The organism is Variovorax gracilis (assembly GCF_030317115.1).
GTDB lineage: Bacteria > Pseudomonadota > Gammaproteobacteria > Burkholderiales > Burkholderiaceae_C > Variovorax > Variovorax gracilis.
The window spans coordinates 42903-65839 of record NZ_JASZYF010000031.1 but is presented as its reverse complement, the minus strand read 5'-3'; the positions used below and the strand labels follow the sequence as shown (position 1 = coordinate 65839).

The 22937-nt window shown below is 63.0% G+C and carries 17 protein-coding genes and 3 pseudogenes; 7 read left to right on the top strand and 13 right to left on the bottom strand.

Features of this window, described 5'->3' with window-relative positions:
• The 3 genes and pseudogenes from QTH97_RS31220 to QTH97_RS31210 all read left to right on the top strand — a co-directional run.
• Positions 1-301, top strand: a pseudogene (locus QTH97_RS31220) (hypothetical protein); the annotation flags it as partial.
• Between the two features lie 203 nt (positions 302-504).
• Positions 505-882 (top strand): response regulator transcription factor, encoded by a 378-nt coding sequence (locus tag QTH97_RS31215; protein ID WP_286572472.1) that lies wholly within the window; start codon positions 505-507, stop codon positions 880-882.
• 51 nt (positions 883-933) lie between these two features.
• Positions 934-1947: an HAD family hydrolase gene (locus QTH97_RS31210; RefSeq protein WP_286572471.1), complete on the top strand. Its 1014-nt coding sequence runs from the start codon at positions 934-936 to the stop codon at positions 1945-1947.
• 18 nt (positions 1948-1965) lie between these two features.
• On the opposite strand, the gene QTH97_RS31205 is transcribed toward QTH97_RS31210, so the two are convergent.
• The 3 genes from QTH97_RS31205 to QTH97_RS31195 all read right to left on the bottom strand — a co-directional run bounded on the left by QTH97_RS31205 (position 1966) and on the right by QTH97_RS31195 (position 5584).
• The gene (locus QTH97_RS31205) at positions 1966-2649 is read right to left on the bottom strand and encodes a flavodoxin family protein (RefSeq protein WP_286572470.1); all 684 of its coding nucleotides are present in this window, start codon (positions 2647-2649) and stop codon (positions 1966-1968) included.
• A gap of 72 nt (positions 2650-2721) precedes the next feature.
• Complete coding sequence (locus QTH97_RS31200; RefSeq protein ID WP_286572469.1) at positions 2722-3783, bottom strand: phospholipase D-like domain-containing protein; 1062 nt, start codon at positions 3781-3783, stop codon at positions 2722-2724.
• Positions 3784-3790: 7 nt separating this feature from the next.
• The gene (locus QTH97_RS31195; protein WP_286572468.1) at positions 3791-5584 is read right to left on the bottom strand and encodes an ABC transporter ATP-binding protein; all 1794 of its coding nucleotides are present in this window, start codon (positions 5582-5584) and stop codon (positions 3791-3793) included.
• A gap of 438 nt (positions 5585-6022) precedes the next feature.
• On the opposite strand from QTH97_RS31195, the gene QTH97_RS31190 reads away from it, so the two are divergent.
• Positions 6023-7468, top strand: a complete 1446-nt coding sequence (locus QTH97_RS31190) for an arylsulfatase (protein ID WP_286572467.1) — start codon at positions 6023-6025, stop codon at positions 7466-7468.
• Between the two features lie 401 nt (positions 7469-7869).
• Here QTH97_RS31190 and QTH97_RS31185 read toward each other — a convergent pair whose 3' ends face one another.
• The 10 genes and pseudogenes from QTH97_RS31185 to QTH97_RS31145 form a co-directional block, all read right to left on the bottom strand.
• Entirely contained in the window at positions 7870-8202 is a 333-nt protein-coding gene (locus QTH97_RS31185) for a hypothetical protein (RefSeq protein WP_286572466.1), read from the bottom strand.
• 291 nt (positions 8203-8493) lie between these two features.
• A pseudogene (locus QTH97_RS37175) lies at positions 8494-8624 on the bottom strand (AMP-binding enzyme); the annotation flags it as partial.
• Between the two features lie 760 nt (positions 8625-9384).
• Complete coding sequence (locus QTH97_RS31180; protein WP_286572465.1) at positions 9385-10047, bottom strand: RICIN domain-containing protein; 663 nt, start codon at positions 10045-10047, stop codon at positions 9385-9387.
• A gap of 414 nt (positions 10048-10461) precedes the next feature.
• Entirely contained in the window at positions 10462-12264 is a 1803-nt protein-coding gene (locus QTH97_RS31175) for a sulfatase family protein (RefSeq protein WP_286572464.1), read from the bottom strand.
• Positions 12265-12704: 440 nt separating this feature from the next.
• Entirely contained in the window at positions 12705-13409 is a 705-nt protein-coding gene (locus QTH97_RS31170) for a nuclease-related domain-containing protein (protein WP_286572463.1), read from the bottom strand.
• 29 nt (positions 13410-13438) lie between these two features.
• A complete protein-coding gene (locus tag QTH97_RS31165) occupies positions 13439-14101 on the bottom strand; it encodes a DUF6988 family protein (RefSeq protein WP_286572462.1) in 663 nt (220 codons plus the stop codon).
• Positions 14102-14408: 307 nt separating this feature from the next.
• The gene (locus tag QTH97_RS31160) at positions 14409-15011 is read right to left on the bottom strand and encodes a hypothetical protein (RefSeq protein WP_286572461.1); all 603 of its coding nucleotides are present in this window, start codon (positions 15009-15011) and stop codon (positions 14409-14411) included.
• 806 nt (positions 15012-15817) lie between these two features.
• The gene (locus QTH97_RS31155; protein ID WP_286572460.1) at positions 15818-16393 is read right to left on the bottom strand and encodes a hypothetical protein; all 576 of its coding nucleotides are present in this window, start codon (positions 16391-16393) and stop codon (positions 15818-15820) included.
• On the bottom strand, positions 16390-16878 hold the full coding sequence (locus QTH97_RS31150; RefSeq protein ID WP_353655685.1) for a hypothetical protein: 489 nt from the start codon (positions 16876-16878) through the stop codon (positions 16390-16392). The genes QTH97_RS31155 and QTH97_RS31150 overlap by 4 nt, the downstream gene beginning before the upstream one ends.
• 676 nt (positions 16879-17554) lie before the next feature.
• Positions 17555-18256: an SOS response-associated peptidase gene (locus QTH97_RS31145; protein ID WP_286572459.1), complete on the bottom strand. Its 702-nt coding sequence runs from the start codon at positions 18254-18256 to the stop codon at positions 17555-17557.
• A 500-nt stretch (positions 18257-18756) separates the two neighbouring features.
• Between QTH97_RS31145 and QTH97_RS31140 the strand changes: the two are divergent.
• From QTH97_RS31140 to QTH97_RS31130, 3 genes and pseudogenes are all read left to right on the top strand, one after another.
• Positions 18757-20424 (top strand): annotated as a pseudogene (locus QTH97_RS31140) (DNA internalization-related competence protein ComEC/Rec2); the annotation flags it as partial.
• 36 nt (positions 20425-20460) lie between these two features.
• Positions 20461-21960, top strand: coding sequence for a circularly permuted type 2 ATP-grasp protein (locus QTH97_RS31135; protein WP_286572458.1), 1500 nt, complete (start codon positions 20461-20463; stop codon positions 21958-21960).
• Positions 21961-21977: 17 nt separating this feature from the next.
• Complete coding sequence (locus tag QTH97_RS31130; RefSeq protein ID WP_286572457.1) at positions 21978-22934, top strand: alpha-E domain-containing protein; 957 nt, start codon at positions 21978-21980, stop codon at positions 22932-22934.
• Positions 22935-22937 lie beyond the last annotated feature (3 nt).

The window sequence follows — 22937 nt, the reverse complement described above, 5'->3', positions numbered from 1 at the left end:
CGCGGGCTGCTATGGCTGCGGCGCCGCCGTCGGCGCAGTCGCGGGCATGGCAGTCGGCGCGGCGATCGCCGATGCGAGCCGTCCCGCGACGGTGGTCGTCCAGCAGCCGGCTGTGGTTGTACCGCCCCCTGTTTATGTCCAGCAGGGGAACGTGCCGCCCGGCACACAGATGGCCGCCTTGCCGCCCGGAGCGCGAAGCATGGTGGTGAATGGCGCCAACTACTACCAGGAAGGTGCCACTTGGTACAAGCCGTACTTCGGCTCTAGCGGCGTGTATTACGAAGTCGTGCCGGCGCCGTGACCGGTGCTGCTCCGAGGCGCCTTCACCTTCGGACAACCGCGTTGCCCCTCGACCCAATTCCCAGCGGCGCCTGATCGCACCATGATGCAAGCGCCACAGCCGTCACATCGTCGGCATCACCCAAGGAGATCGCCATGAAGCGCTACCTACTCGCCGCGACAGCATGCCGATCCGTCCTCCTGGGATGAGGGCCCTATAAGACCATGAGCGAACCCACCGTATTCATCGTGGATGACGATGACGCATGTCGCGACTCCATTCGAGAGTTGGTGCTATCGGTCGGACTCACCGCCGCAGTGTTCGGATCAGCGGCCGCGTTCCTGACTGCCTTCGACCCGACTTGGCATGGCTGCCTGGTATCAGACCTGCACATGCCGAGGATGAACGGGGTCGCGCTACAGAAGCGCCTGCTTGGCATGGGCGCCAGCCTGCCAATCGTGTTCGTCAACGGCAACGTCGACATTCGCACAGCCGGTCAAGCCATCAGGGACGGCGCGGTGGACGTCTTGGAAAAGCCCTTCGCGCAGCATCAGTTGCTGGACGCAATTTACCAGGCCCTGCGTCCAGACGACCGGTTTTGATCACCTTCGCGCGATGCACTTATCTAAACTTTTTCCCGAGGGGATTCGAACATGCGCTCAACTCTGTCGGTGCTTTCGCTGCGCTTCATGTATCTGTTGGCGCTGTGCGGAATGCTGTTCTCGGGCGGGTGCGCGTCCATCAAGCCGGATCCGTTGCCTTCATGGAACGAGGGCCCCACGAAGCAATCCATCGTCGCCTTCGTTGCCAGGGTGACCACGCCCGGATCGCCGGACTTCGTCGTCGTCTCGGAGCGGATCGCCACCTTCGACAACGACGGAACACTGTGGGCCGAGCAGCCGCTCTACTCGCAGTTGTTCTTTGTCCTCGAGCGCATCAAGGTTCTCGCGCCGCGGCATCCTGAATGGAAGACCACGGAGCCATTTGCATCGGTGCTCAATGGCGACGTGAAGGGTGCGCTCTCCGGAGGAGACAAGGCGATCGCCGAACTGATCGGAGCGACCAGCACAGGAATGACGAGCGTCGAGTTCGACGCCATGGTGACTCAATGGCTCGCGACTGCCAAGCACCCGCGCTTCGACCAACCTTACACGTCCATGGTCTACCAGCCCATGATCGAGCTCATGACGTATTTGCGCGCGAACGGCTTCAAGACCTTCATCGTCTCGGGAGGAGGCACGGCCTTCATGCGACCGTGGACCGAAAGGGTCTATGGCGTGCCGCCGGAGCAGGTGGTTGGCAGCTACGGCAAGACCCAGTTCGAGCTGCGCGACGGCAAGCCCGTGATCATGCGCCTCCCCGCAATCGCCTTCATCGACGACGGCCCCGGCAAGCCTGTCGGTATCAACGAGCACATCGGCAGGCGGCCGATCCTCGCCATTGGTAATTCCGATGGCGACCTGCAGATGCTGCAGTGGACGGCTGGGGGAAGCGGCGCACGCTACATGGCCTTCGTCCATCACACAGACGGAGTTCGAGAATGGGCTTACGACCGGGATTCGAGCATCGGCAAGCTCGACAAGGGCCTCGATGCGGCGAAGGCCAATGGCTGGACGCTCTTCGACATGAAGCGGGACTGGGCAGTGATCTTTCCCTTCCAGCGATAGCCAGCTCCCTTCGCCACGTCAACCGTAGGCGAGCACCGAAGAATCAGCCAAGAGGGAGTCCGCGAGTCGGTTTGCAAACTCCCGAGACTGCTCGACATAGCTGGGCTGGAGAGTCGCCGGCGGGATCTTGATCCCGAGGTAGCGCTCCTTGGTGACGCCCGTGGAGAGGTAGCTGAATAGCGCCAGCATCGAATCGACCGGGCCGCCGCCGGCGGTGAAATGACTGCCGTCCACGTAGATGCCTCCTCGTCTGACGATGTGCTCCTTCAGGATGCGCAGATCGTCGCGCCAATAGCGGTGGGCAACCGCCACCGCGGCGCAGCGCTTTCCCTCAAGAAGCGTCTTGGCGACGTCTGACTCGATGAACGAACGGATCGGCATGCAGGGGTGTAACCACCATGTCGGGGAGGCAATGCATACCAGGTCGTAGCTACGGCTTCGGACTTCATCCGGTATTCGGATCTGTCCGGTTACGCCGCGAAACTGTGGGAGGACCATCCCGAAGATGTCGCGGTACGCATGTCGAAGGGGAAACCGGGCGAAGCGCTCGGCGTAGCGAGGGTCGGTGAATTCGATCCTGGCCAGTTGAACGTCGCAGCCTCGTTCGCGCAGCGTATCGGCCATGGACTCGACCACCCGCTGCGTCTGCTGGCTATAGGTGTAGTAGACGAAGAGAATCGATGGCTTCTTCGTGATGGTCATCTCAGTCGCTCCTCGCCCCGCTAGGAACCTCGAAATAAGCGGCGGCCGCACCTGAAGCAAGCCCCCGCCTGCTCAGCCCTTCGCCTTGTCTGTCTTGACTCTGGCCTTGTCTTTCGCTTTGGACCCTTCCTTGTGCTTCTTTTCCTCCACTGCGCTGCCGTCGAGCACCAATTTGGAGGGATCAAGTTCGCGTTTCGCGAGATCCTTCAGCAGCCCCTCGTCGCTGAGATCGATCCGGTGCGACAGTTCCCAATCGGCACGCGCCGTTTCCTCCAGCCGCTGCACGGTGCCGGCATCATCGGTCTCGATGGCCAGCTCGCGACGACCGTCGAAACTGCCCGGCGCCAGATTGATCGAGCCGACGATCGCGCGCTTGCCATCGGCCAGCATCATCTTCGCATGCAGCTTGAGGTGCTTCATCGTGTGCACCTTGGCGCCCACGTCCTGCAGAATGCGCAGGCCGCCGACTCCTTCGATCAGCTTTTCCGCCTTGAGCGAATGCGGCGGCTTGGTCAGGATGTGCACCTTGACGCCCCGCGTTGCCGCGCGCACAAGCCGCTCGATGATCACGGTATCCTGGTAGCGCTCGTTCTGCACCCAGAGCGAATGCTTCGCGCCGTCGATGAATGCCGCGACGCGCACGCGGCCGTTGTCCGGACACCAGATCAGCGGCGATTCCGGGTGCGGCTTGAATTCCTCGTGCTCCCAGTCGGCATCGAAGCAGGCCACCATTTCCTTCGTTTCGAGGTCATGGGTGGTGATGACCGCGTAGTCGCGCGTCTCGGTCAGGTCCCTGGGCTCCCAGTTGAGCGATTCGACAAAGCCGACCTGATGATCGACCACCATCGATTTCTGGTGCGTGAGATCGAACTTCGGGTTGCTGTCGCGCACTTCGATGCCGGCATCGACCAAGGCCTTGCGCGCTTCCTCGTTCTCGCTTTCCCCGCTGCGACGCGCCGGATTCAGCATCACGCGCACCTTCACGCCGCGCTGCTTAGCGGCGATCACCGCCGCCAGCAAGGTCTCGTCCGTGAACAGGAACATCCGGATCTGCAGGGCCTCCTTGGCGCCGTTGATGGCGTCGAGGATGGGCTTGGCGGTGTCGTCGGGCAGAACGATCAGTCGGTGGGACATGATGGCCTCAGGCAGAAGCAGCCGCAGGGGCGGCCGGGTTTTCGTACTGGATCCGGTGCAGTTCGGCGTAGACCCCACCGAGCGCGACCAGTTCGTCGTTGGTGCCTTCCTCGACCACGATGCCGTCCTTCAGCACGATGATCTTGTCGGCGTTGCGCAGCGTGCTGAGGCGGTGCGCGATCATGATCACGGTGCGGCCTTGCATCAGCCGCTCCAGCCCCTCGATGACCAGGCGCTCGGATTCGGTGTCGAGCGCCGCGGTCGGCTCGTCGAGGATCATGATCGGGCTGTTGCGGATCACGGCACGCGCGATCCCGATGCGCTGGCGCTGGCCGCCCGAGAGCGTGTCGCCGCGCTCCCCGACCAGCGAGTCGTAGCCGTGCGGCATGCGGCTGATGAACTCGTCGGCATTTGCGAGCTTGGCGGCGGCAATGATTTCTTCCCTGCTGGCGCCGGGCTTGCCGTAGGCGATGTTCTCCCCGATGGTGCCGCGGAACAGCACCGTCTCCTGCAGCACGAAGCCGATCTGCGAGCGCAGGCCCGAGAGCTTGTGGCTCGCGATGTCGACACCGTCGATCAGCACCCGCCCGCCCTTCGGGTCGTAGAAGCGCGGCATCAGGCTCACCACCGTCGATTTGCCGCTGCCCGTCGGCCCGACGATGCCCACCACCTGGCCCGGTTGGATGTTAAAGGAGACATCGCGCAGCACCAGCGGCTCGTCGCCGTAGCCGAAGGCCACGTGCTCGAAGGTGATCTCGCCGCGGGTGCGACCCGGCTCCGTGGCGCCCGGACGCTCGTGGATGATGTTGTCGGCGCTGAGGATCTTCTGGATCCGCTCCAGCGCCACGGTGGTCTGGGCGATCGTGCTCGCCATGCTGGCGAGGTCTTTCACCGGCTTGAAGAACTTGCTCAGGTAGGCCAGGTACACCGTCAGCGCACCGGCCGTCATGGTGCCGGCGATGATCAACGCGGTGCCTTTCCAGAGCACGATGCCGGTGCACAGCGCCACCACCACCGCGACCACCGGCGACAGCAATGACTTGACCTTGCGGGCCCGCAGCGCTGCCTCGGTGCTGGCGTGGCTGGCGGCTTCCATGTGCTGGACTTCAAGGTCCTGGCGGCCGAAGGCCTTGACCGCGCGGACTTGCCCGAGCCCTTCCTGGACCACCGCGACGATCTCGCTCTGCCGCACACGAACGTCACGCGTCACATTCTTCACCGCGTTCTTGAATCGAAACACAAACAACAACAGGAAAGGCATCACCGCGACCGCAATGAGGGTGAAGTCCCAGTCGAGCCAGATCATCAATCCGAGCATGAAGACGATCGTCACGATGTCGACCAGGATGCCGAGGGTCGACGAGGAGGCGAAGTTCTGCACCGTCGAGACGTCGCTGGTGATGGTCGACATCAGGGAGCCGGTCTTGGCATTGTCGTAGTAGCCCAGCGACAGCCGGTGAAGGTGCTCGTAGATCTTCAGGCGCAGGTCGTTCGCGACGTACTGCCCGATGCTGGTGGTGTAGTAGTTGTCGATGTAGGTGGCGATGCCGGCGATGACTGCGATCAACAGGGTGGCGATCCCCGCGAAAAGCGCCACGCCGAGCGTGTGCCGGCCGATGCCGAGCTGGTGCGCCCACTCGAGCCACGCGGGCAGGTGGTGGTTGCCCAGCGCATCGTCGAGCACCAACTTGAGCGGCCACGGCGCTGCGAGGCTCATCAGCACCTCGACCACCATTGCGGCCAGCACGATGGCCAGCCATCCCCGATAGGGACGGATCAACTGAAGAATGAGTCGCCGCATGGCGGTCTTCTGCGACCCCGCGGCCTGAGTGGTGGCCCCCGTCTCCGAATGCCCCGGTTTGGCCGAAGTCTTCGTTGGCGGCACCGTGGCGGAAGCGTCGGTAGAGTTCGGTGTGGACATGCGAAGGCTTGAATGCGAAGGGGAGGAGAGCGGGGCATCAACGTAAGGGGGCGCCATGTGATCTTGGGCTTGGCCGAAGGTCAGAACAATTAGGGCCTGGGGCAAAACTTCTGCCCCAAAGGGCACGCGCGTTCCCCAGAACGCAGCACCGAGAGCGTTGACGGCGCGGCCGATGCGCTTGAACCGAGGCTGGGCTCGAAGATTTCAAGTAGCCTGTCGAGGCAATCTTGGTCGTTGGCGTTGTTGACTGCCGGAAGCTCCCGGATTCGCTTGGCACCAAACCGCGGATGATGAAGGCACCGAACAAAGGCAATACAAATGAGTCGCATAGCAACAACACCCGCTGCGTTTTCAGCCGACGGAGCAGCCCTGCAACCCAAAAAGCCAAACGTCGTCTTCATGCTGATGGACAACCTCGGCTATGGAGAACTCGGCCTCTACGGTGGTGGCATCCTTCGCGGTGCGCCAACTCCACGCATCGATCGACTCGCCGGCGAAGGGATGCGGTTGCTCAATTTCAACGTCGAAGCGCAGTGCACGCCTTCTCGGTCGGCATTGATGACGGGCCGCTTCGCTATTCGGTCCGGCACATATGAAGTCCCTGTGGGGGGCGCCCCTGAAGGTTTGACCCTGTGGGAGGTCACCATCGCGAAGTTGTTGTCGGCACAGGGCTACGCAACGGGCATCTGGGGCAAGTGGCATCTTGGAAGCGAGGAGAGTCGCTTTCCGACCAATCACGGGTTCGACGAGTGGTACGGGATACCGCGCACTTATGACGAAGCGCTCTGGCCATCGATGAACGAAAACACGGGCCTATGGCCGGCCACCGGCGACAAGCAGGGCTGGAACCAGAAGGTTGGTGGACCGCAGCACGTCTACGAGGCACGCAAGGGGGAGACAGCGCACGAGATGGGTGTGTTGGACCTGGACCGGCGTCGAACCATGGAGTCGGAGATTACGGACCGCGCCGTTGAATTCATCAAGCGCAACGCTCAGGCTGACACGCCTTTTTTCGCCTACGTTTCGTTCTCATTGGTCCATATGCCAACGCTGCCGCATCCGGACTTTGCCGGGAAGACCGGCAACGGCGACTTCGCCGACTGCCTAGCCGAGATGGACCATCGCACAGGGCAGATCCTTGACGCCATCCGGGAGGCGGGGATCGAAGACAATACGATCGTTGTCTTCACCAGCGACAACGGCCCTGAGGCAACTGATCCATGGCAGGGCGACAGCGGTCCTTGGCGAGGGAGCTATTTCACGGCGATGGAAGGGTCGCTGCGTGCGCCTTTCATCATCCGGTGGCCTGACAAGGTGCCGGCGGGCGCCGTCAACAACGAGATCGTCCATATCGTCGACCTCTTCACGACGCTTGCGCACGTTGGCGGGGCCGAGGTTCCGCAGGACCGTGCGATCGACGGGGTGGACCAGCTACCTTTCTTCCTGGGCGAGCAGGACCACTCCAACCGCGAAGGTTTTCCCGCTTATGTGGCCGACCGGCTCTCCGCCGTCAAGTGGCGAAACTGGAAGGTGCACTTCATCAAGCAGGAGAACATGTATGAGCCACCGGTGAAGCTACCGCTGCCGAGGATCGTGAACCTGCTGACCGATATGAAGGAAGAGCGCGACGCTATCGCAACGAGCACTTGGGTGGCCCAACCAGTCGTCAGGATTGTTGGCCAGCTTCAGGCCAGTCTCAAGAAGTATCCGCCGATCAAACTCGGCACGCCCGACCCGTACCAGCCGCCCGATAGGTCTACGTAGTTGTCTTTAATTCGTCCGCTTGGAGCGAGTGACCGCTGACCGTTGATCAGCGGTCACGGGCTGGCGATGGCCGATCGGCCGCTCGTGGCCGACAGTTCCAGTTTGCGGTCGAAGCTCGGAGGTCGCGAGAGGGCCCTGAAGAGACATCCACTTTCCTGATCTCGTTGCCGCAAAGCTGCCGGCCGAGCCCCGCCCACAGGGACCTGAAGGAAGTCCCGCAGCGGAGGGCACACATCGACAGGCAGCAGACGGAGCGGTTGAGGCGCCGAGCCACCTGAGGCTTACCATCGCTGCATGGACTCACGCGAGACCGCCCCCTCCCCAAGCGCAATAAGCAGCCGATCCTCGAGGTATTTGCGCGCGTATTGCCGCCACGCGGCCCCTGCGTGCATGTCGCCCCTTTAGGGCGCCGGCACCACATCCGAGGTGATGCCGTTCTCATCCACCGTGCAGTTGTAAGGGCGCTTGCCGGCCACGTTCAACGTGACCACGTAGTAGCCTGTCTCCATGGTCTGCTGGTCGCTGACCGGCGTCACGGTGTCGCGTGGCACCTTGAGATAGCGCGCGACCGCGTCGACGCAGCCGGTGCGCGACACCTGCGGCGACATGAAGCCCCCGAAGATGGCCGGCGGCTTGTAGCCGCCGATGGTCGCCGGTGGCGCCGTGGCCGCGCAGCCCGCGAGGAGCAGGCTGGCGCCGACGATGGTCGTGGGGAGAGTGAAAGCGATGCGCATCGGAGCTCCTCCTGGCGTTGTTACAGCGGCATTGACGTGCTTCATAACATCATGGCAGTGCGCACGAACCTGCCGATTCTGCCCGCGCAGCCCGCTCGTCGGCGACGATGGGATCAACCGTATTCGCATCAGGCCCACGTGCCAATACGTGAAGCCACCCGTACCACTATGTATTCACTGCTAAGGAATTCCCGCGCTCCCTGGCATGGCCGTCGCCCTCACCCGGATCGGAGGTCGCCGCCGTGCGCCAGGGAGGCCTGAACCTCCGGCCCGGCAGCAGCGCGCCGTGCGTCAGGCCACCTCGCGCAGCTCCCGGCGCAGGATCTTGCCGACGGTGGACTTGGGCAACCATCGACGAAGCGCAGGATCTTGGGCACCTTGTAGCCGGTGAACTGCTTGCGGCAATGCGATGCTAGTTCCGCCGAGATCCGAAGCCAACTGCATCAGATCTGCGACACTGTACTGACCGGAAAGTCAGTCCCCTTCGTGTGACGCGTCACCACGGTGCATGCCCACAGATGCGGCCATTCAGCGTGGTCTATCTCATGCTGGTTTCGACTTTGCACTGAGCAAACAAATTCATTGCGAGCAATCAACAACTATTCGAAGGAAAGTGTCGAGTTCTAGGTTGTAGGTATCGATTTCTATTCGAACATCCCACGCGCGCTGGGGCCTTCGGGTCGAGGACATTGCCCTGCCCCAGAGCGCGCGCGGCTGGCCCCTGGACGACATCGCCATGCGCGAGTGCGTGACGATCGCCGCCTTCCCTAAAGATGGTCATCACGCGGATGCCGTCTTGCGCGTGTCCGTCGACTTGGTCGGCCTGGACCTGGACGAAGCACGTCGGGATCGAATTGCACGCCTGGCGGTGCTGCTCGCCCGCGAGACCGCCGGCGAGGACCTGATCCTTCACCCCCCGCCCGGGGTACGGAACTGCAGACCGCGTGCTGGACGCCGCGGGCGAGGCCATGCGCGCGGTGGACGCATACGTCGCGGCCCTGAACTCTGGAGCGGGTAGGCCACCCGAAGGCGCCATGCTATACCCGTCGAACAGATCCTCCGCCGCTCAGAAGAGCTCGACGACTCGATCGTCCGAATGCTCGACCCCGACACCTAGCCCGTGTTCGCTAGGCCGACTTCGACGGCCTGAGCGAGGGGACGCGAAGCAGGACTGACGCGACTTCACCTCGCGATGAAGGGAGCGTCCCATTCCTGCACGTCCACCAGTTCCCATTCCTGATGGGCTGGCGTAGTCGCGCTGAACCTCACAACGCAGTCCCGGGCGTGTAGCCCGGCGCCTTGCTCCGGCCCGGATGGAAGGAGGCCGTGGGCCGCATCCAGGCAGCGTCGCCCTCCCTCGTAGAAGTTCTCCAGCACCATGCGCCGTTGCATCAGGCACCAGCCCCGTGCCGGGCAGTCCGCTGCCGTCGTGGCAAGCGTCCGCAATCGCCACAGCTGGGAAGCGTCTCCGCTGCACGTCTCCTGGACGATCACCGCACCGGACTGGAAGCCGTGGGTCTTCAGGCATTTGCCTGAATGTCTGGCACTGAGCATGAACCACTGATCCTGCAAGGGCTCCGGATTGCCGGGCCGAGGCAGCCGATGGAGGCTGAACTGCTGGCTCGGTCCGCCGTAGTTGGGCCAGAGGACCACCGGCGCACCGTCATCGACGCGACGTCCGAGCACCTCGGCCATCATGCGGGTGCTCGCATTGACGATGTAGAAGTAGGGAACGTCGGCCAGGGCGGTCTGAGGCACCACAGCGAATGCGGCCGAGGCGACAAGGGCCAGGGTGGCGACGAGCCGGGCCCGGGACCCGTGGCGCGCGTTGCAATCAGCATGCATGACGACCTCCGTTCGACGCGCCCGCCACGACGCCCCAACCACTGCGACGCCGAAGACCCGCATCCGCAGCAAGACTGAACCTCCCGGATCGATGCGTCAAGATGCCGCGCCGCGGTGGCCTCGACCACCGGCATCACCGGCACCCGCGCCGCGGCCCGCACACTCTGTAATCCCCTTTGGAACCGGTCATGGATTCAGAGATCATCGCGGCGCCTGAATGACCGGCCTCGGCGTCACAGTGTGAGTTCGCCGAGCGGCAAGGAACGGCAACAAGCGCTGCGCACCTGCCGTACGACTGGCGCCGACGACCGGCAGGGTAGGGCCCGTCGCCGTCCTTCGAGTTCTCACTCCGAATGTCAGCAATGCACGCGGGAGCGGTCGTGGGCCGGATCGAATCATCGTGGCGCGAGAGGCTCAAGCGCCCGACATTGTTTCTGCCGTAACCTCCCAACCGGCGTCGATGCCGCCGGGAAGCATCTGCCCGCGATCTTCGCCGACTTCGGCGTCTATCAGTCGATTGAGCTTTTCGCTCATGGCAAGGACAAGCTCCCGGTTTCGCCCGCCTTGCAGTGCGAGATTGTTCATCTCGTTCGGATCGGCCCGCACATCGTACAGCTCGACATCGTTCAAGCGATAAAGCTCCTCCACCGTCGTGGGTCGGTTGTGCTGCTTCGGCGAAAAATAGCGCGCGAACGCGTACTGGCCATCGAACACCGACCGCACCGCGCCGCGCTTCATCATGTCCGGACGGATGCCCGCGCTCTGTAGCTCGCTCGATTTACCGCCCTTTTGCATATAGTCGACGGCCTTGTTCAGGAAGTCGCCGTCGATGTAGGCAAACATGTTGTAGTTGAAGAGCGCCCCGTCACGGACGGCCGCGAAATCGGCGCGCTCGGGAGCCGCGAGGAGTCCGGAAACATCCTTGCCAGGAAGTCCTTTGGCGATGATGGCCCGTTTGTCCGGGGCTACTCCTGTGAGTCCTATCAATGTCGGCGCAATGTCGACGTGTGAGGTGACGGCCTTGCACTGCTTGCCGCCCGCGTAGGCCGGATGGGAAACCATGAAGGGCACGTTGTTCTGCTCGCGATACGCGACAGCACCCTTGGCGTGCAGTTGGTGCGCGCCGTCCATGTCGCCATGATCGGCGGTCAGGATCACGATCGTCTTGTCGGCCAGCCCCGAGGCGTCTAGCTCGGCAAGAAGCGTCGCAATGTTTCGATCCACATCGCGCATGCAATTCAAGTAGTAGTTGTGCCGCCGGCGCCAGCGGGCCTCCTCATTCGGGATGGTGCCGACCAACGCGTCATGAGCGTGCAGAAAATCCCGGTGTGCGGGTGGACGCCCCGGCGCATCGAGCGCCTGCCCGTGACTCGCCGGAGGCCGGTACTCCCACTGCTTCGCGTAAAGCGGGTCGACCGGATCGCGCTCGACACGCTTGATGCCACGTTTCGCTTGAACCACCGTGCCCGGTGCATCCGTGTTGTAGTACATCACATCGTGCGGGTTGACGAGGTTCACTGCGAGGAACCAGGGTTTCTGTTCCGCCGCCAGTTCGCGTCCCTTGCCGCGGAGCCAGTTCACGCCCATCGCAGAGATGATGCCGTCGTGAAGGTAGCCCCCCCTTGTATGCGCGATGATGTCGCCGACGCCGAAGTAATCGGAGAAGCCGTAGGCTTCCATCTCCTGCGTGAAGATCTTCGTCAAGTTGCCGTGCTCGTTGACCGTCTCGAACTCCCTTGTCAGGTGCCACTTGCCCTTGTACGCCGTGTAGTAGCCGGCGTTCCGAAGCAGGTCACCCAGCGTGGGAATCTCAGTGGACATGCTCTCGATCCAGGGGAAGTTCGTGTTGTCGAACATCTTCGTCTGCTGGATGTGCTGCCCGGTATAAATCACCGAGCGGGAGGGCGTACACACGCAGGAGCCGATCCGGTGGTTGACGAACGTAGTGCCTTGCTTCTTCAACCGCTCATGGGCCGGCAGTCGATAGCCGGCCGGAAGCTCGCCCGGGCGGAAATGGCGCTCCTGATCGACCAGAATGAACAAGATGTTGTAGGGGCCGCTTGCTGCGCCCGCTGAGGTGCTTCGAGCGGTAGTGGCGGGTTGGCCGCGTGCCTCCTCATGTGCGCCAAGGCCCAGCGCCATCACTCCCAGTCCAGCAGCACCACCCAGGAACTCCCGCCGCGATGCGGCAGGGTCGATCGGCTTGTTGTGATCCATGCCCGCTCCTCGTTGAAGCCAACGGGACGCTGGTGCTCCGGATGATTGCAATGGTGCACTCATGAGAGGGCCCCGTGACCGAATGAGGAAGCTTATTCCTTATCACGGCGCAACGCCATTGCACCGAAGGGTGCAGCCTCCAAGGGAGACCGAAGCCTGGAAGGCGAAGAAAGAAGAGAGTTGGGTGGACGGTGACCCCTCAAAGGCAGCATTCAAGCAGACCCGTCGTAGCCGGCGCGCCAGCGAGCGGCCTCTCCTGGCCCGACAGTTCCAGTTTGCGGTCGAAGCTCGGAGGTCGCGAGAGGGCACCGACCTGACTTCATCAGTTGGACCGTCTACGTCGGCAGCGCAGCGTAAGCGGTCCTCCAATGCGAACCACGTCGACGTCCGCAATCTTCCGACCTCCTGACATGCCTGCTGATCCCGTGCAGACGTACTGCTCAAAGCCAAGGATCTCTTCCGGGCTTGCCGGACCGCATCCTGCCGACGGAGCGGATTGGCGGTGGGCCGTGCTTTCTATGCAGGTTCTCGACATGCTCAATGTCAGTCTCCTTGCTAATGGCGAGTCGAGCTGTCTCCAGCCGCCCAACGCAGAACTGCACGCGGTTAACGGAGATTGCCTCAGTGGCGTGCCCCCTGATGTGCTCGACAAACTTCGGCAAGGTGAATACGCCAGGCGGAACTTCGGTCTTGAACTCCGCGTCTCCAGTGAATACCACGACCGACTTGACGAGATCAGCTGGTAGGAAGTCGAGCAACTCCTGAACGGCGCGAACGTGCCGGAAGTTCTGAAAGATGGGGTTTTGGAACTGCGATTTCTTCTGGAACATAACTTGAGTCCAGGTCGCTTGCTTGGCATTGGCGAAGATCCAGCCGTTCAAGTGCTTCGTTTCTATGACGAAAACACCAAACCTTGAGACGAGGATGTGGTCGACCTGAGTCGTGCCTTCTTGCATCTGTAAGGTGATGTGATTCATCAAGTGATAGTCCGGCGCAGCAAAGTGCGCCCGGGCCTCATGGACAAGGCGTGCCTCACCTTGGTTTTGGAATGAAGGTGACGCTGATTGGCTGCGGCCCATCGCGAATCCGATGACCAGGCCGACGAGCCCGACGAACCCAAGGAGAACAATGGTGGAGGTATTCATGCTCCAGCTCCCAGTGGAGAGGTGGGTTATTACACCGCCATCTCTTTCCTGGTGGGTGGCATGCAGCCAGCATGCTTCTCCCGCAAGAGGCGCATGCGCGGTAGCAGGAGCCCGTCCCCGGCAGCCACGACAGCGGTGTTCGCCGTGTAGAGGTGCAGCAGGTTGCGATTCCACAGTGCGCCCATCAGTGTGTAGATGGGGTACACCGGCATCAACGCATGCACCACCGCTTGAGCCCCGCTGTGCACGAATGAGTGCATCGCCGGGATGGTGGTGTTGAGCAGTGCGTACTCCTCTCCCACATGCTTCACCGTGGAGGTGATGTGCTTGATCATCTTGCTGATCGATACCGGATTGGCAGGCTCTACATGCTCCGGCCCCTCGACAGGCGTCGTGAACTTTTCGAGCCACTCGTCATACGCACATTCGGCCGTCCAGGTGGCGCGTACCACTGCCTCGAAGTGGAGGCGGCAGAGGGACAAAGCAGTGCCAGACAAGCCAATTTCCAACAGGACGCGTTGACTAAATCCATGCTCGAAAGCCGCAGAGCACAGCGCCGAAGCTATGAGTCCGCGCTTGGTTCGCGCCTCGCACTTCGCCAACAGCTTCCCGACGTCTTCGTCGAAGGCCTCACTGGCCTCCAAAAGATCCGCCAGTCGGTCGGCGTCGTCGTACTCTGCTTGCTCATGCATCCTCATCACCGCCACCGATGGCAGCCTCTCGTGTGTTGTCGTTGAGAGGATGCCACACTGGAATCGGCGGCACTGGCCTGCGTGCCTTCACTGCAGCGTTTGCCGTCGTTCGCCATGACGAGCCTGAATGACTGCAGTCCGACGGTCTCCGACTATGCCCAAGGTCCTGCCCTCTTGCCGGCGAACGAAGTCGAGTAAGGGCCCGGGGGCAATCGCAGGCACGCCACAGCCGCGCTATGGGGAGCGCGCTGGGGCGGTTCAGTCGCTAGCGTGGGGGTGCCGAGGGTGATCGGGTCATTGAGCCAGCTCAACTGGCGAACTCCCGCGACTCCACTTCATCCTTCGCGGCTTCCAGCACACGTGCAGGGTCGGATAGGAGAAGCTCGCGCGGACGCTTTCCGCCAAGAAAGCCGTTCGTGCTCTCGAACCAGGTCGCCAGCCACTCGCCGCTGCGCTTGTCCAGCACCCGCAGGAGGTCCTTCATTGCAGGCAGCGGATGAAAGTCGATGCCCAGTGCGTAGCGCGGGTACAGGTCTCGGTTACCTTGTCGAAGTGCAAAGACACGGCCCTGGGCCTTCCAGCGGCTGACGCTTCCTATTGGATTGCCGGGGCCCAGCTTCGCAAACTCCGCCACTTGCTGCGCCGTGTACCAGTCCGTGCCTTCCTGGATGGCGCTACGGGCGCGTCCTTCCATCCGAGCTTGCGCTGAGTCGGCTGGCGTGATCTCTGCTCGTCCGGCAAACAGCTCTACGAGCGTCTCGAGTGCAGCTAGGCGGCGCTCGTATCGAACGGCCAGTACTGCGGTGAGCAAGTCAGGCAGCACCTCCTGAACTTCTTGAATGTCCTTCTCCGTCAGCTCATGGGATATTTGGCGAGGGTCCAGATCAACGTGAAAGCTCAGGTTCTTCATGGCGGCGCCCTTGCGAAGAGTGCGAGTTGTGCGAGTTGTGCGAGTCAGCATAGTCAACTCGCACAACTCACACAAGCCCGGACATTTTTGCTGGACCCGGGAAGGCACCCGGGGCGCGAGCAGCGAAGACAAGGCGGCCCTTGGCCATCCGAGCTGACACCGCTTTCATGTCGCGGCCGATGCCGCCCTAGGCACGCGGTCAGGTGACGTTCGCTGGCTCGGCAAGGAGCGCACGTGGCCGGGTTGAGCCGCGGGATTGCAGCAATAGCGGTCTTCAAGGTAGGCAGACACGGTCGACTGCAAGCCGGCGGTCTTCGGTCATTCATCGCGCCCTACTCGGTGTCCGGACAGGTCCGGACAGGTCCGGACGGGTCCGGACGGTTGGGAGCCTGTCCGAGCCTATCCGGCATTCCTGCATTCCTTCGGGGGCGGCGGACCCAATGTGGCGGCGCCTCGTCGATGAGGCCATCGACCGCATAGGCTTGCCGCTTCGGGCCCCCCAGCAGTGCCCCCGCGGTCCAAGAGATACGACGTCAGGAGGCCGTAACCGTCGACGACGCCGACACCTGGCACCACAACACCACAACGACCAACATCGCCATTGGATGGCGGATGGCGGATGGCGGATGGCGGATGGAGGATGGCGGAGGCCGTGGGCCTGCGGTGCCAGGGAAGCCGAGCGCCTCAAGGCTCAGCGCAGGGCTCGAGCAGACAGGATGAACGCCACGCTGAAGGCTCGGAGGGTCGCAAAGGTCCCAGCGAGCCCACCGGTCGCAGAGCCATAGAGGGGGATGTCGGAATATGGTCTATCGGTTTCCAGGCGGGCGACCCGCTTCGTATCGAACGTGTGTACCGCGCGGCGGGTTTGGTGGCGTGGCCTGCACGGCTCGCCACATGTCATTGGCTGACATCTGAGTGTCGGTCTCACGGGCGTAGTGGATATGCGGACCTCCGGCCGTCCAGTGGTTTCCGCGCTCGGACGTATCTCGCTGGTCGAAATAGAACAGGTGCCAACGAGACCAGTCAGGGGCGTACAGCAGATGCGCGGCGAATAGACGCCGGTCAATCATCATCTGTGACACCTTGCGGAACCCCTTGGCAGCTTCGGGCTTCAGTGGACCGACGCCATTCGACCCCATCGACTTCAAGTCGGCTTCACTGGGGCGCAGCGACTCCGGTTGGACTTCCTGAAAGTGACTGGTGTAGATGTACGGTGCCATCGTTCCGACCTGGGCAGCGAGCAGGAAGCTAGCGAAGCCACCCGAAGTGATCACCAGGTCCCGAGTGATCTTCTGGGCCTCGCGCTTGGACCCCGCGTTCAGCAATTCGAGCAGACCCACGACTGTGGCGCTGTCTGCGGGAAAGGGAGTCGCCGGGTTCATTGGCCCGCCCGTGCAAGCATCTTGCCAAGCAAACCCGGCACCGGTGGTCGGGGGTTTTGCGCTGCTGGGAAGTCTCGGAAAAGCTCATGCATCTCTGCTGTCGAGTCGACAAGCAGCTGGGCGCAGAGGTTCAGGCACATCGCTGTGTACGACTCTTCGACAAAGCAATGGACACCCGCGCCGCGCTTGTCTGCGGCCATGCGGTGGTAGCTCATAGGGAGACCGTGTGCCTGGGTCGACCAGATCAAGTAGAACATCCTGAACACCGGCACGGGAATCCCGCAGCGAGACCCGATGTCCTCCAGTGAATGGAGATGGGCTTTTGACCCATTCAGATACCGATTGCGGTCGCCCGGGGGAAGGGCGGTGAAGAACGGACGCCGCTGAAGTCGCTCTTGAACCTCGACAAGTTGCTTCCCGAATTCGGCGATCTCGTCCACTTGTCCCGTGCCGTCGTGATCCCCTATGGCCTTGAAGAGCTTCATCCGACTTGTGCAATCGTGAATGCTGAGGATGTCTACGCGGGTACACCATTCATCCTCGGAACAAGCCTCAGTCAGATAGAAAAACGTCAAGCGAACTTCGAGGATCGCTCGAGCACATGCCGCGACCGTCGCAAAGTCCCAGTGCCCCTCTCGGCGCTCTGCCGCTGTCGCTGGAACGATCCGTAGGAGTGTGAACGCGCGAGTGGTCAGGGAGGTAAAAAGCATTGCCCCCTGAGTGCGCCGCCCAGGTCGCGTACGGATACCCGAGTAGGCTCGTGACGCTGCAATAGCCGCGTCGAGAGCCGTTCGCATCTGCGAAAGGTTGAGCGAGTAGTCGAGATCAGAGGGGCCATCAACGTTGGGCATGGCGCAGTGTAGGGCGCCTCGACGAAGACATCGCCGTCAGCCGCGGAGCATAGATGGCAACGTTCTGTTGATTTATAAAGAGTACAGGCCGGCGAGAGTCTCGTCACCCCCTCCGTCCGAAGCAAACGCGGAGGCCGCCCCGACAGCGGCCGCTAGCAGGTCTGCAATCAGCGCATTGCTGCCGAACGGTCCAGCGCTCGTGAAGGACTGCAACCAGTCTTGAACGGTGGCGGCAGGAATCAATTCGCAGCGATTGCCCGCCGGCAAGAACTAGGCGCTTGTTCGATTGCAAGCCGCCGCTAGCCGGTCTCTAGAACAGTCTTGGCTCGGATGGCGGCTGTATCACCTTCCCGCTGTACGTGCGAGGAGCGCGGGGCGGAAGCGGAGCCTCATAGGACTCGAGCGGTCCCATCCACTGGTTGAAGAATTTCGGTGCTTGGGCGAGAGGGCAAGTTAGCCAAGCGTCGTAGTCGGCCGGGTCGAGAATCACCACCATCCTCTTCTCGTCCTCGGCCTTGTGGAAGCGCTGCATGACCGGGTGGCCGGCCGCGCTGACCGTCAGCATTGCGAAGCTGTAGAGCTCATGTCCGGTCTCCGGGTCTCGCCACTTCGTGTAGATCCCAGCGATGCCCATCGGCACGTCCCCTGGTTGATAGATCCTCCAGCACACGGCCTTGCCCGTTTCATAGCTGGGCTCGAAGATGCTCTCGGCCGGGATGATGCAGCGCTGGCTGCGGCGCCAAGCGTCCTTGAAGCTCGGAAGCGTGGCTACAGTCTCTGTCCTCGCGTTGTAGGTGCGCCGACCATAGGCAAGCTCCTTAGCGAAATACGGAAGGAGGCCGAAGGCGCCGTCGTGGACTCTACGATTGCCGGATCCGTCCTCGGCGAGCCGAATGAACGGTGCCAGGCCGGTTGGGAAGACGGTGGCGGTCGGGTCATCACGATCTCGGACCACACCGAAAAAGCTCAGCAGTCGATCAGCACGAGAGACGGCTTCGTAGTTGGAGCACATGGCCGGAATGATGCCCTAGGCCTCGGCGGACGACCGAGTCTCGCAGTACCAAACTTGGTAGCACCAGCGCTTCTCTACCTTCTCGAAGCCGGCGAAGCTGATGGTGTCGTTTGCGCAGGCCGCAAGTTCGGGGCGCCATAGGATTCCCAGCGGTGGCGCCCTGTGGCCGGGGCCGTTCGCTTCGTACAGGCCAAGCTGCAGGCGCGCCTCCACGGTCTGCAGCCATAGCATTCCCCGCGCCCACGGCTGCGCGAAGAACTCTTCCTTGCCCAGGGCAACCCCGCCTCGATACCGACGGCGCATCCTGACTCTCATTTCTCATGCCTGATTTATGCTGTATGCGCATACAGTATCACGCCCATGCGTCGCACCCCGCGCTCTTCCCCCAGCGCGTCGCGATCGTGGGCAGCCACGGGTTGAGCTCCCTCGCTATTGGGCGAAGAACTTTCCGAGAATTTCGAGTAGCGAAGAACTTATTTCGCTAGCGAAGAACTCAGTTTCGGAAAATCATCGATCGCGTCGACTGGGACGTCTTCCGCGCGACAGGCGTCGCCCACTTGATGGCCATCTCGGGCCTTCACATCACCATGTTTGCGTGGCTCGCCGCCCTGGCGGTCGAAATCCTGTGGCGGCGCAGCGGCGGCTTGATGCTCCGATGGCCGGCGCAGCATGCGGGGCTGGTCGGCGGTGTGCTGCTCGCGACGCTGTACGCCGCATTCAGCGGGTGGGGCTTGCCCTCCCAGCGAACGGTCTGGATGCTGGCGGCTGTCGCCCTGCTGCGCCTGACAGGGCGGCGCTGGCCCTGGCCGTATGTCTGGCTCTGTGCCTGTGCCGTCGTGGTGGCGTTCGACCCTTGGGCATTGATGCAGCCGGGTTTCTGGCTGAGCTTCGTCGCGGTGGGCGTCCTCTTCGCCGCGGATGCCAACGAGCCTCATGGCCATCGTTTCGGCGTCGCCAGCCGGCTGGTTCGCCTGTGTCGCGAGCAATGGGTCGTCACGCTGGCGCTGACACCGCTCACGCTGCTGCTGTTCCAGCAGATTTCCGTGGTCGGCTTGCTGGCCAACGTGGTCGCGATCCCCTGGGTCACGGTTGTCGTGACGCCGTTGGCGATGCTTGGCGCCTTTTCGCCTCCGTTGTGGGATGTCGCGGCATGGGCGGTGCAAGTCTTGTCGCTGCTTTTGCAATGGCTCGCCCGTCTGCCGTTCGCTGCCTTGTCGATGCCCGCGCCCCCGCTGTGGATGGCAGTCGCTGGTGTGGCGGGCGGCATCCTGGCCGCCATGCGCCTGCCCTGGTCGATGCGCATGCTCGGCTTGCCGCTGGTGTTGCCAGCTTTGCTCTGGCAGGCGCCGCGCCCGCCCATGGGCGAATTCGAGCTCCTGGCGGCCGATATCGGGCAGGGCAATGCCGTGCTGGTGCGAACGGCCACGCACAGCCTGCTCTACGACGCCGGGCCGCGCTACAGCCTGGAGACCGATGCGGGCCAGCGCGTGATCGTGCCCCTTTTGCGGGCCTTCGGCGAACGGCTCGACACCGTCGTGCTCAGCCATCGCGACAGCGATCACACCGGCGGGGCGCCCGCGGTGTTGGCCATGCACCCGCAGGCCGGGCTGCTGAGTTCCATCGAGGCGGAGCATCCGCTGCAGGCGTTGCGTCCCGCCCGGCGCTGCGAGGCAGGCCAGCGCTGGACATGGGACGGCGTGGTCTTCGAGGTGCTTCAACCGGCGGCGTCCGACTACCGGAGCTTCGCCAAGCCCAATGCGATCTCCTGCGTGCTTCGCGTCGCCAATGGCAAGGCATCGGCCATCCTGGCCGGCGACATCGAGCGTTTGCAGGAGGCCGCGCTGGTTGCGCGCGCGCCCGATCTGCGCGCCGACCTGCTCCTCGTGCCTCACCACGGGAGCAAGACCTCGTCGAGCGATCTGCTTCTCGACGCCGTCCGCCCGCGCGTTGCGCTCGTCCAGGCCGGCTATCGCAACCGCTTCGGCCATCCGGCGCCGGAGGTGGTCGGGCGCTATGTCGAGCGCGGCATAGCGCTGTTCGACACCCCGCGTTGCGGCGCAGCATCGTGGTCGAGCAGGGCTCCGGGCACGGTCGAGTGCCTGCGGCAACAAGCACGCCGCTACTGGCACCATCAAATGCCGCAGCTTTCCGGCGGAGTTTGGCCTTGAACTTGCTAAGCTATGCGCAAGGAGATTGGTCGTCCCATGCACAAATTCGATGAGATGTATGAGCAGCTGCCCTACAACGGCGCAGCGGTCCGAAGCCACTACAAACGCTACGACCAATGGCTTGCGAAGCAACCTGGCGAGGTGATGCGATCGCGGCGCGAGGAGGCGGAAATGATCTTCCGCCGGGTCGGCATCACCTTTGCCGTCTATGGCGCGAAGGACGAGGACGGCTCGGGCACCGAGCGGCTGATTCCCTTCGACCTGCTGCCTCGGATCATCCCGGCGCACGAATGGGCCTCGATGGAGAAGGGCCTGGTGCAGCGCGTGACGGCGCTCAACCGCTTCATCCATGACGTCTACCACGGCCAGGAAATCATCAAGGCCGGCGTCATTCCGGCCGAGCAGATCCTGAACAACGCCCAATACCGGCCCGAGATGGTCGGCGTGAAGGTGCCCAACGACGTCTACTCGCACATCGCCGGCATCGACATCGTGCGGGCACCGGATGCCAGCGGCAACGGCGAGTACTACGTGCTGGAAGACAACCTGCGCGTGCCCAGCGGCGTGAGCTACATGCTGGAGAACCGCAAGATGATGATGCGGCTCTTTCCCGAGCTTTTCAGCCAGAACCGCATTGCCCCCGTCGCGCACTATCCCGACCTGCTGCTCGAAACCCTGCGCGCATCCGCGCCGCCGGCCACCGCCGAGCCCACCGTCGTGGTGCTCACCCCGGGCATGTACAACAGCGCCTACTTCGAGCACGCCTTCCTCGCGCAGCAGATGGGGGTGGAACTGGTCGAAGGGCAGGATCTCTTCGTCAAGGACGACTTCGTCTACATGCGCACCACGCGCGGTCCCAAGCGCGTGGATGTCATCTACCGCCGCGTCGACGACGACTTCCTCGACCCCGAGGTCTTCCGACCGACTTCCACGCTCGGCACCGCCGGCCTGATGCGCGCCTACCGCGAGGGCAACGTCGTCATCTGCAACGCCGTCGGCACTGGCGTCGCGGATGACAAGTCGATCTACCCCTACGTGCCGAAGATGATCGAGTTCTACCTCGGCGAAAAGCCCATCCTCAAGAACGTGCCCACCTACATGTGCCGCAACAAGGACGAGCTCGACTACACGCTCGCCAACATGAAGGACCTGGTCGTCAAGGAAGTGCACGGTGCCGGTGGCTACGGCATGCTCATCGGCCCGGCCGCCACCCAGGCCGAGATCGAGGACTTCAAGAAGGCCGTGCTTGCCAAGCCCGACGGCTACATCGCGCAGCCGACGCTCAGCCTTTCCACCTCGCCGACCTTCGTGGATGCCGGCATTGCGCCGCGCCACATCGACTTGCGCCCCTTCGTGCTGTCGGCCAAGGAAGTCCAGATGGTGCCCGGTGGACTCACCCGAGTCGCGCTCAAGGAGGGGTCGCTGGTCGTCAACTCGTCGCAGGGCGGCGGTACCAAGGACACCTGGATCCTCGAGGCGGACCGCAGCGCCAAGCCGCGGGACCCAGCGCAATCGCAAAGCCAGTCGTCGTCCTGATCAGGGGAGCCACAGATATGTTGTCACGCACCGCCGATCACCTCTACTGGATGTCTCGCTACACCGAGCGCGCGGAGAACACCGCGCGCATGCTCGACGTCAACTACCAGACCTCGCTGCTGCCGCAGTCCGCCGAAGTCGCCAAGTACGGCTGGCAGGGTCTGCTCTCCATCAGCGAACTGCTGACGATCTACAACGAGAAGCATGACCAGTTCAAGCCCGCCGAGGTGATGGAGTTCATGGTCAAGGACGAGTCGAATCCCTCGTCGATCATGTCCTGCCTGCGCGCCGCGCGCGAGAACGCTCGCGCGGTGCGAGGTGCGCTCACCACCGAAGCCTGGGAGACGCAGAACACCACCTGGCTCGAGGTCAACCGCATGCTGCGTGCCGGCGACTTCGAGCGCGACCCGGCCCAGTTCTTCGAATGGGTCAAGTTCCGCTCGCACCTCTCGCGCGGCGTGACGCTGGGCACCATGCTGCAGGACGAGGCCTTCTATTTCTCGCGCCTCGGCACCTTCCTCGAACGTGCGGACAACACGGCCCGGCTGGTCGACGTCAAGTTCCATGCGCTCAACAGCGAGTTCTTCGGCACTGCCACCGAGGAAGACCAGGAGTACGACTTCTATCACTGGAGCGCGATCCTGCGGAGCGTCTCTGCCTTCGAGGTTTACCGCAAGGTCTACCGCGACGTGATCAAGCCGGAGCGCGTGGCCGAGCTTCTGATCCTGCGCGCCGACATGCCGCGCTCGCTGCACGCGAGCCTGAACGAGGTCGTCAACAACCTCGACAAGGTGAAGAACGAGCAAAGCGCCGAGACCCAGCGCCGTGCCGGCAAGCTGTTGGCCGACCTGCAATACGCGCGTGTCGACGAGATCCTTGCGACCGGTCTGCACGCGTACCTGACGCAGTTCCTGGATCGGGTGAACGAACTGGGTTGGCGGATCAGCCAGGATTTCCTGGTGCCGGGTCACTGAGGG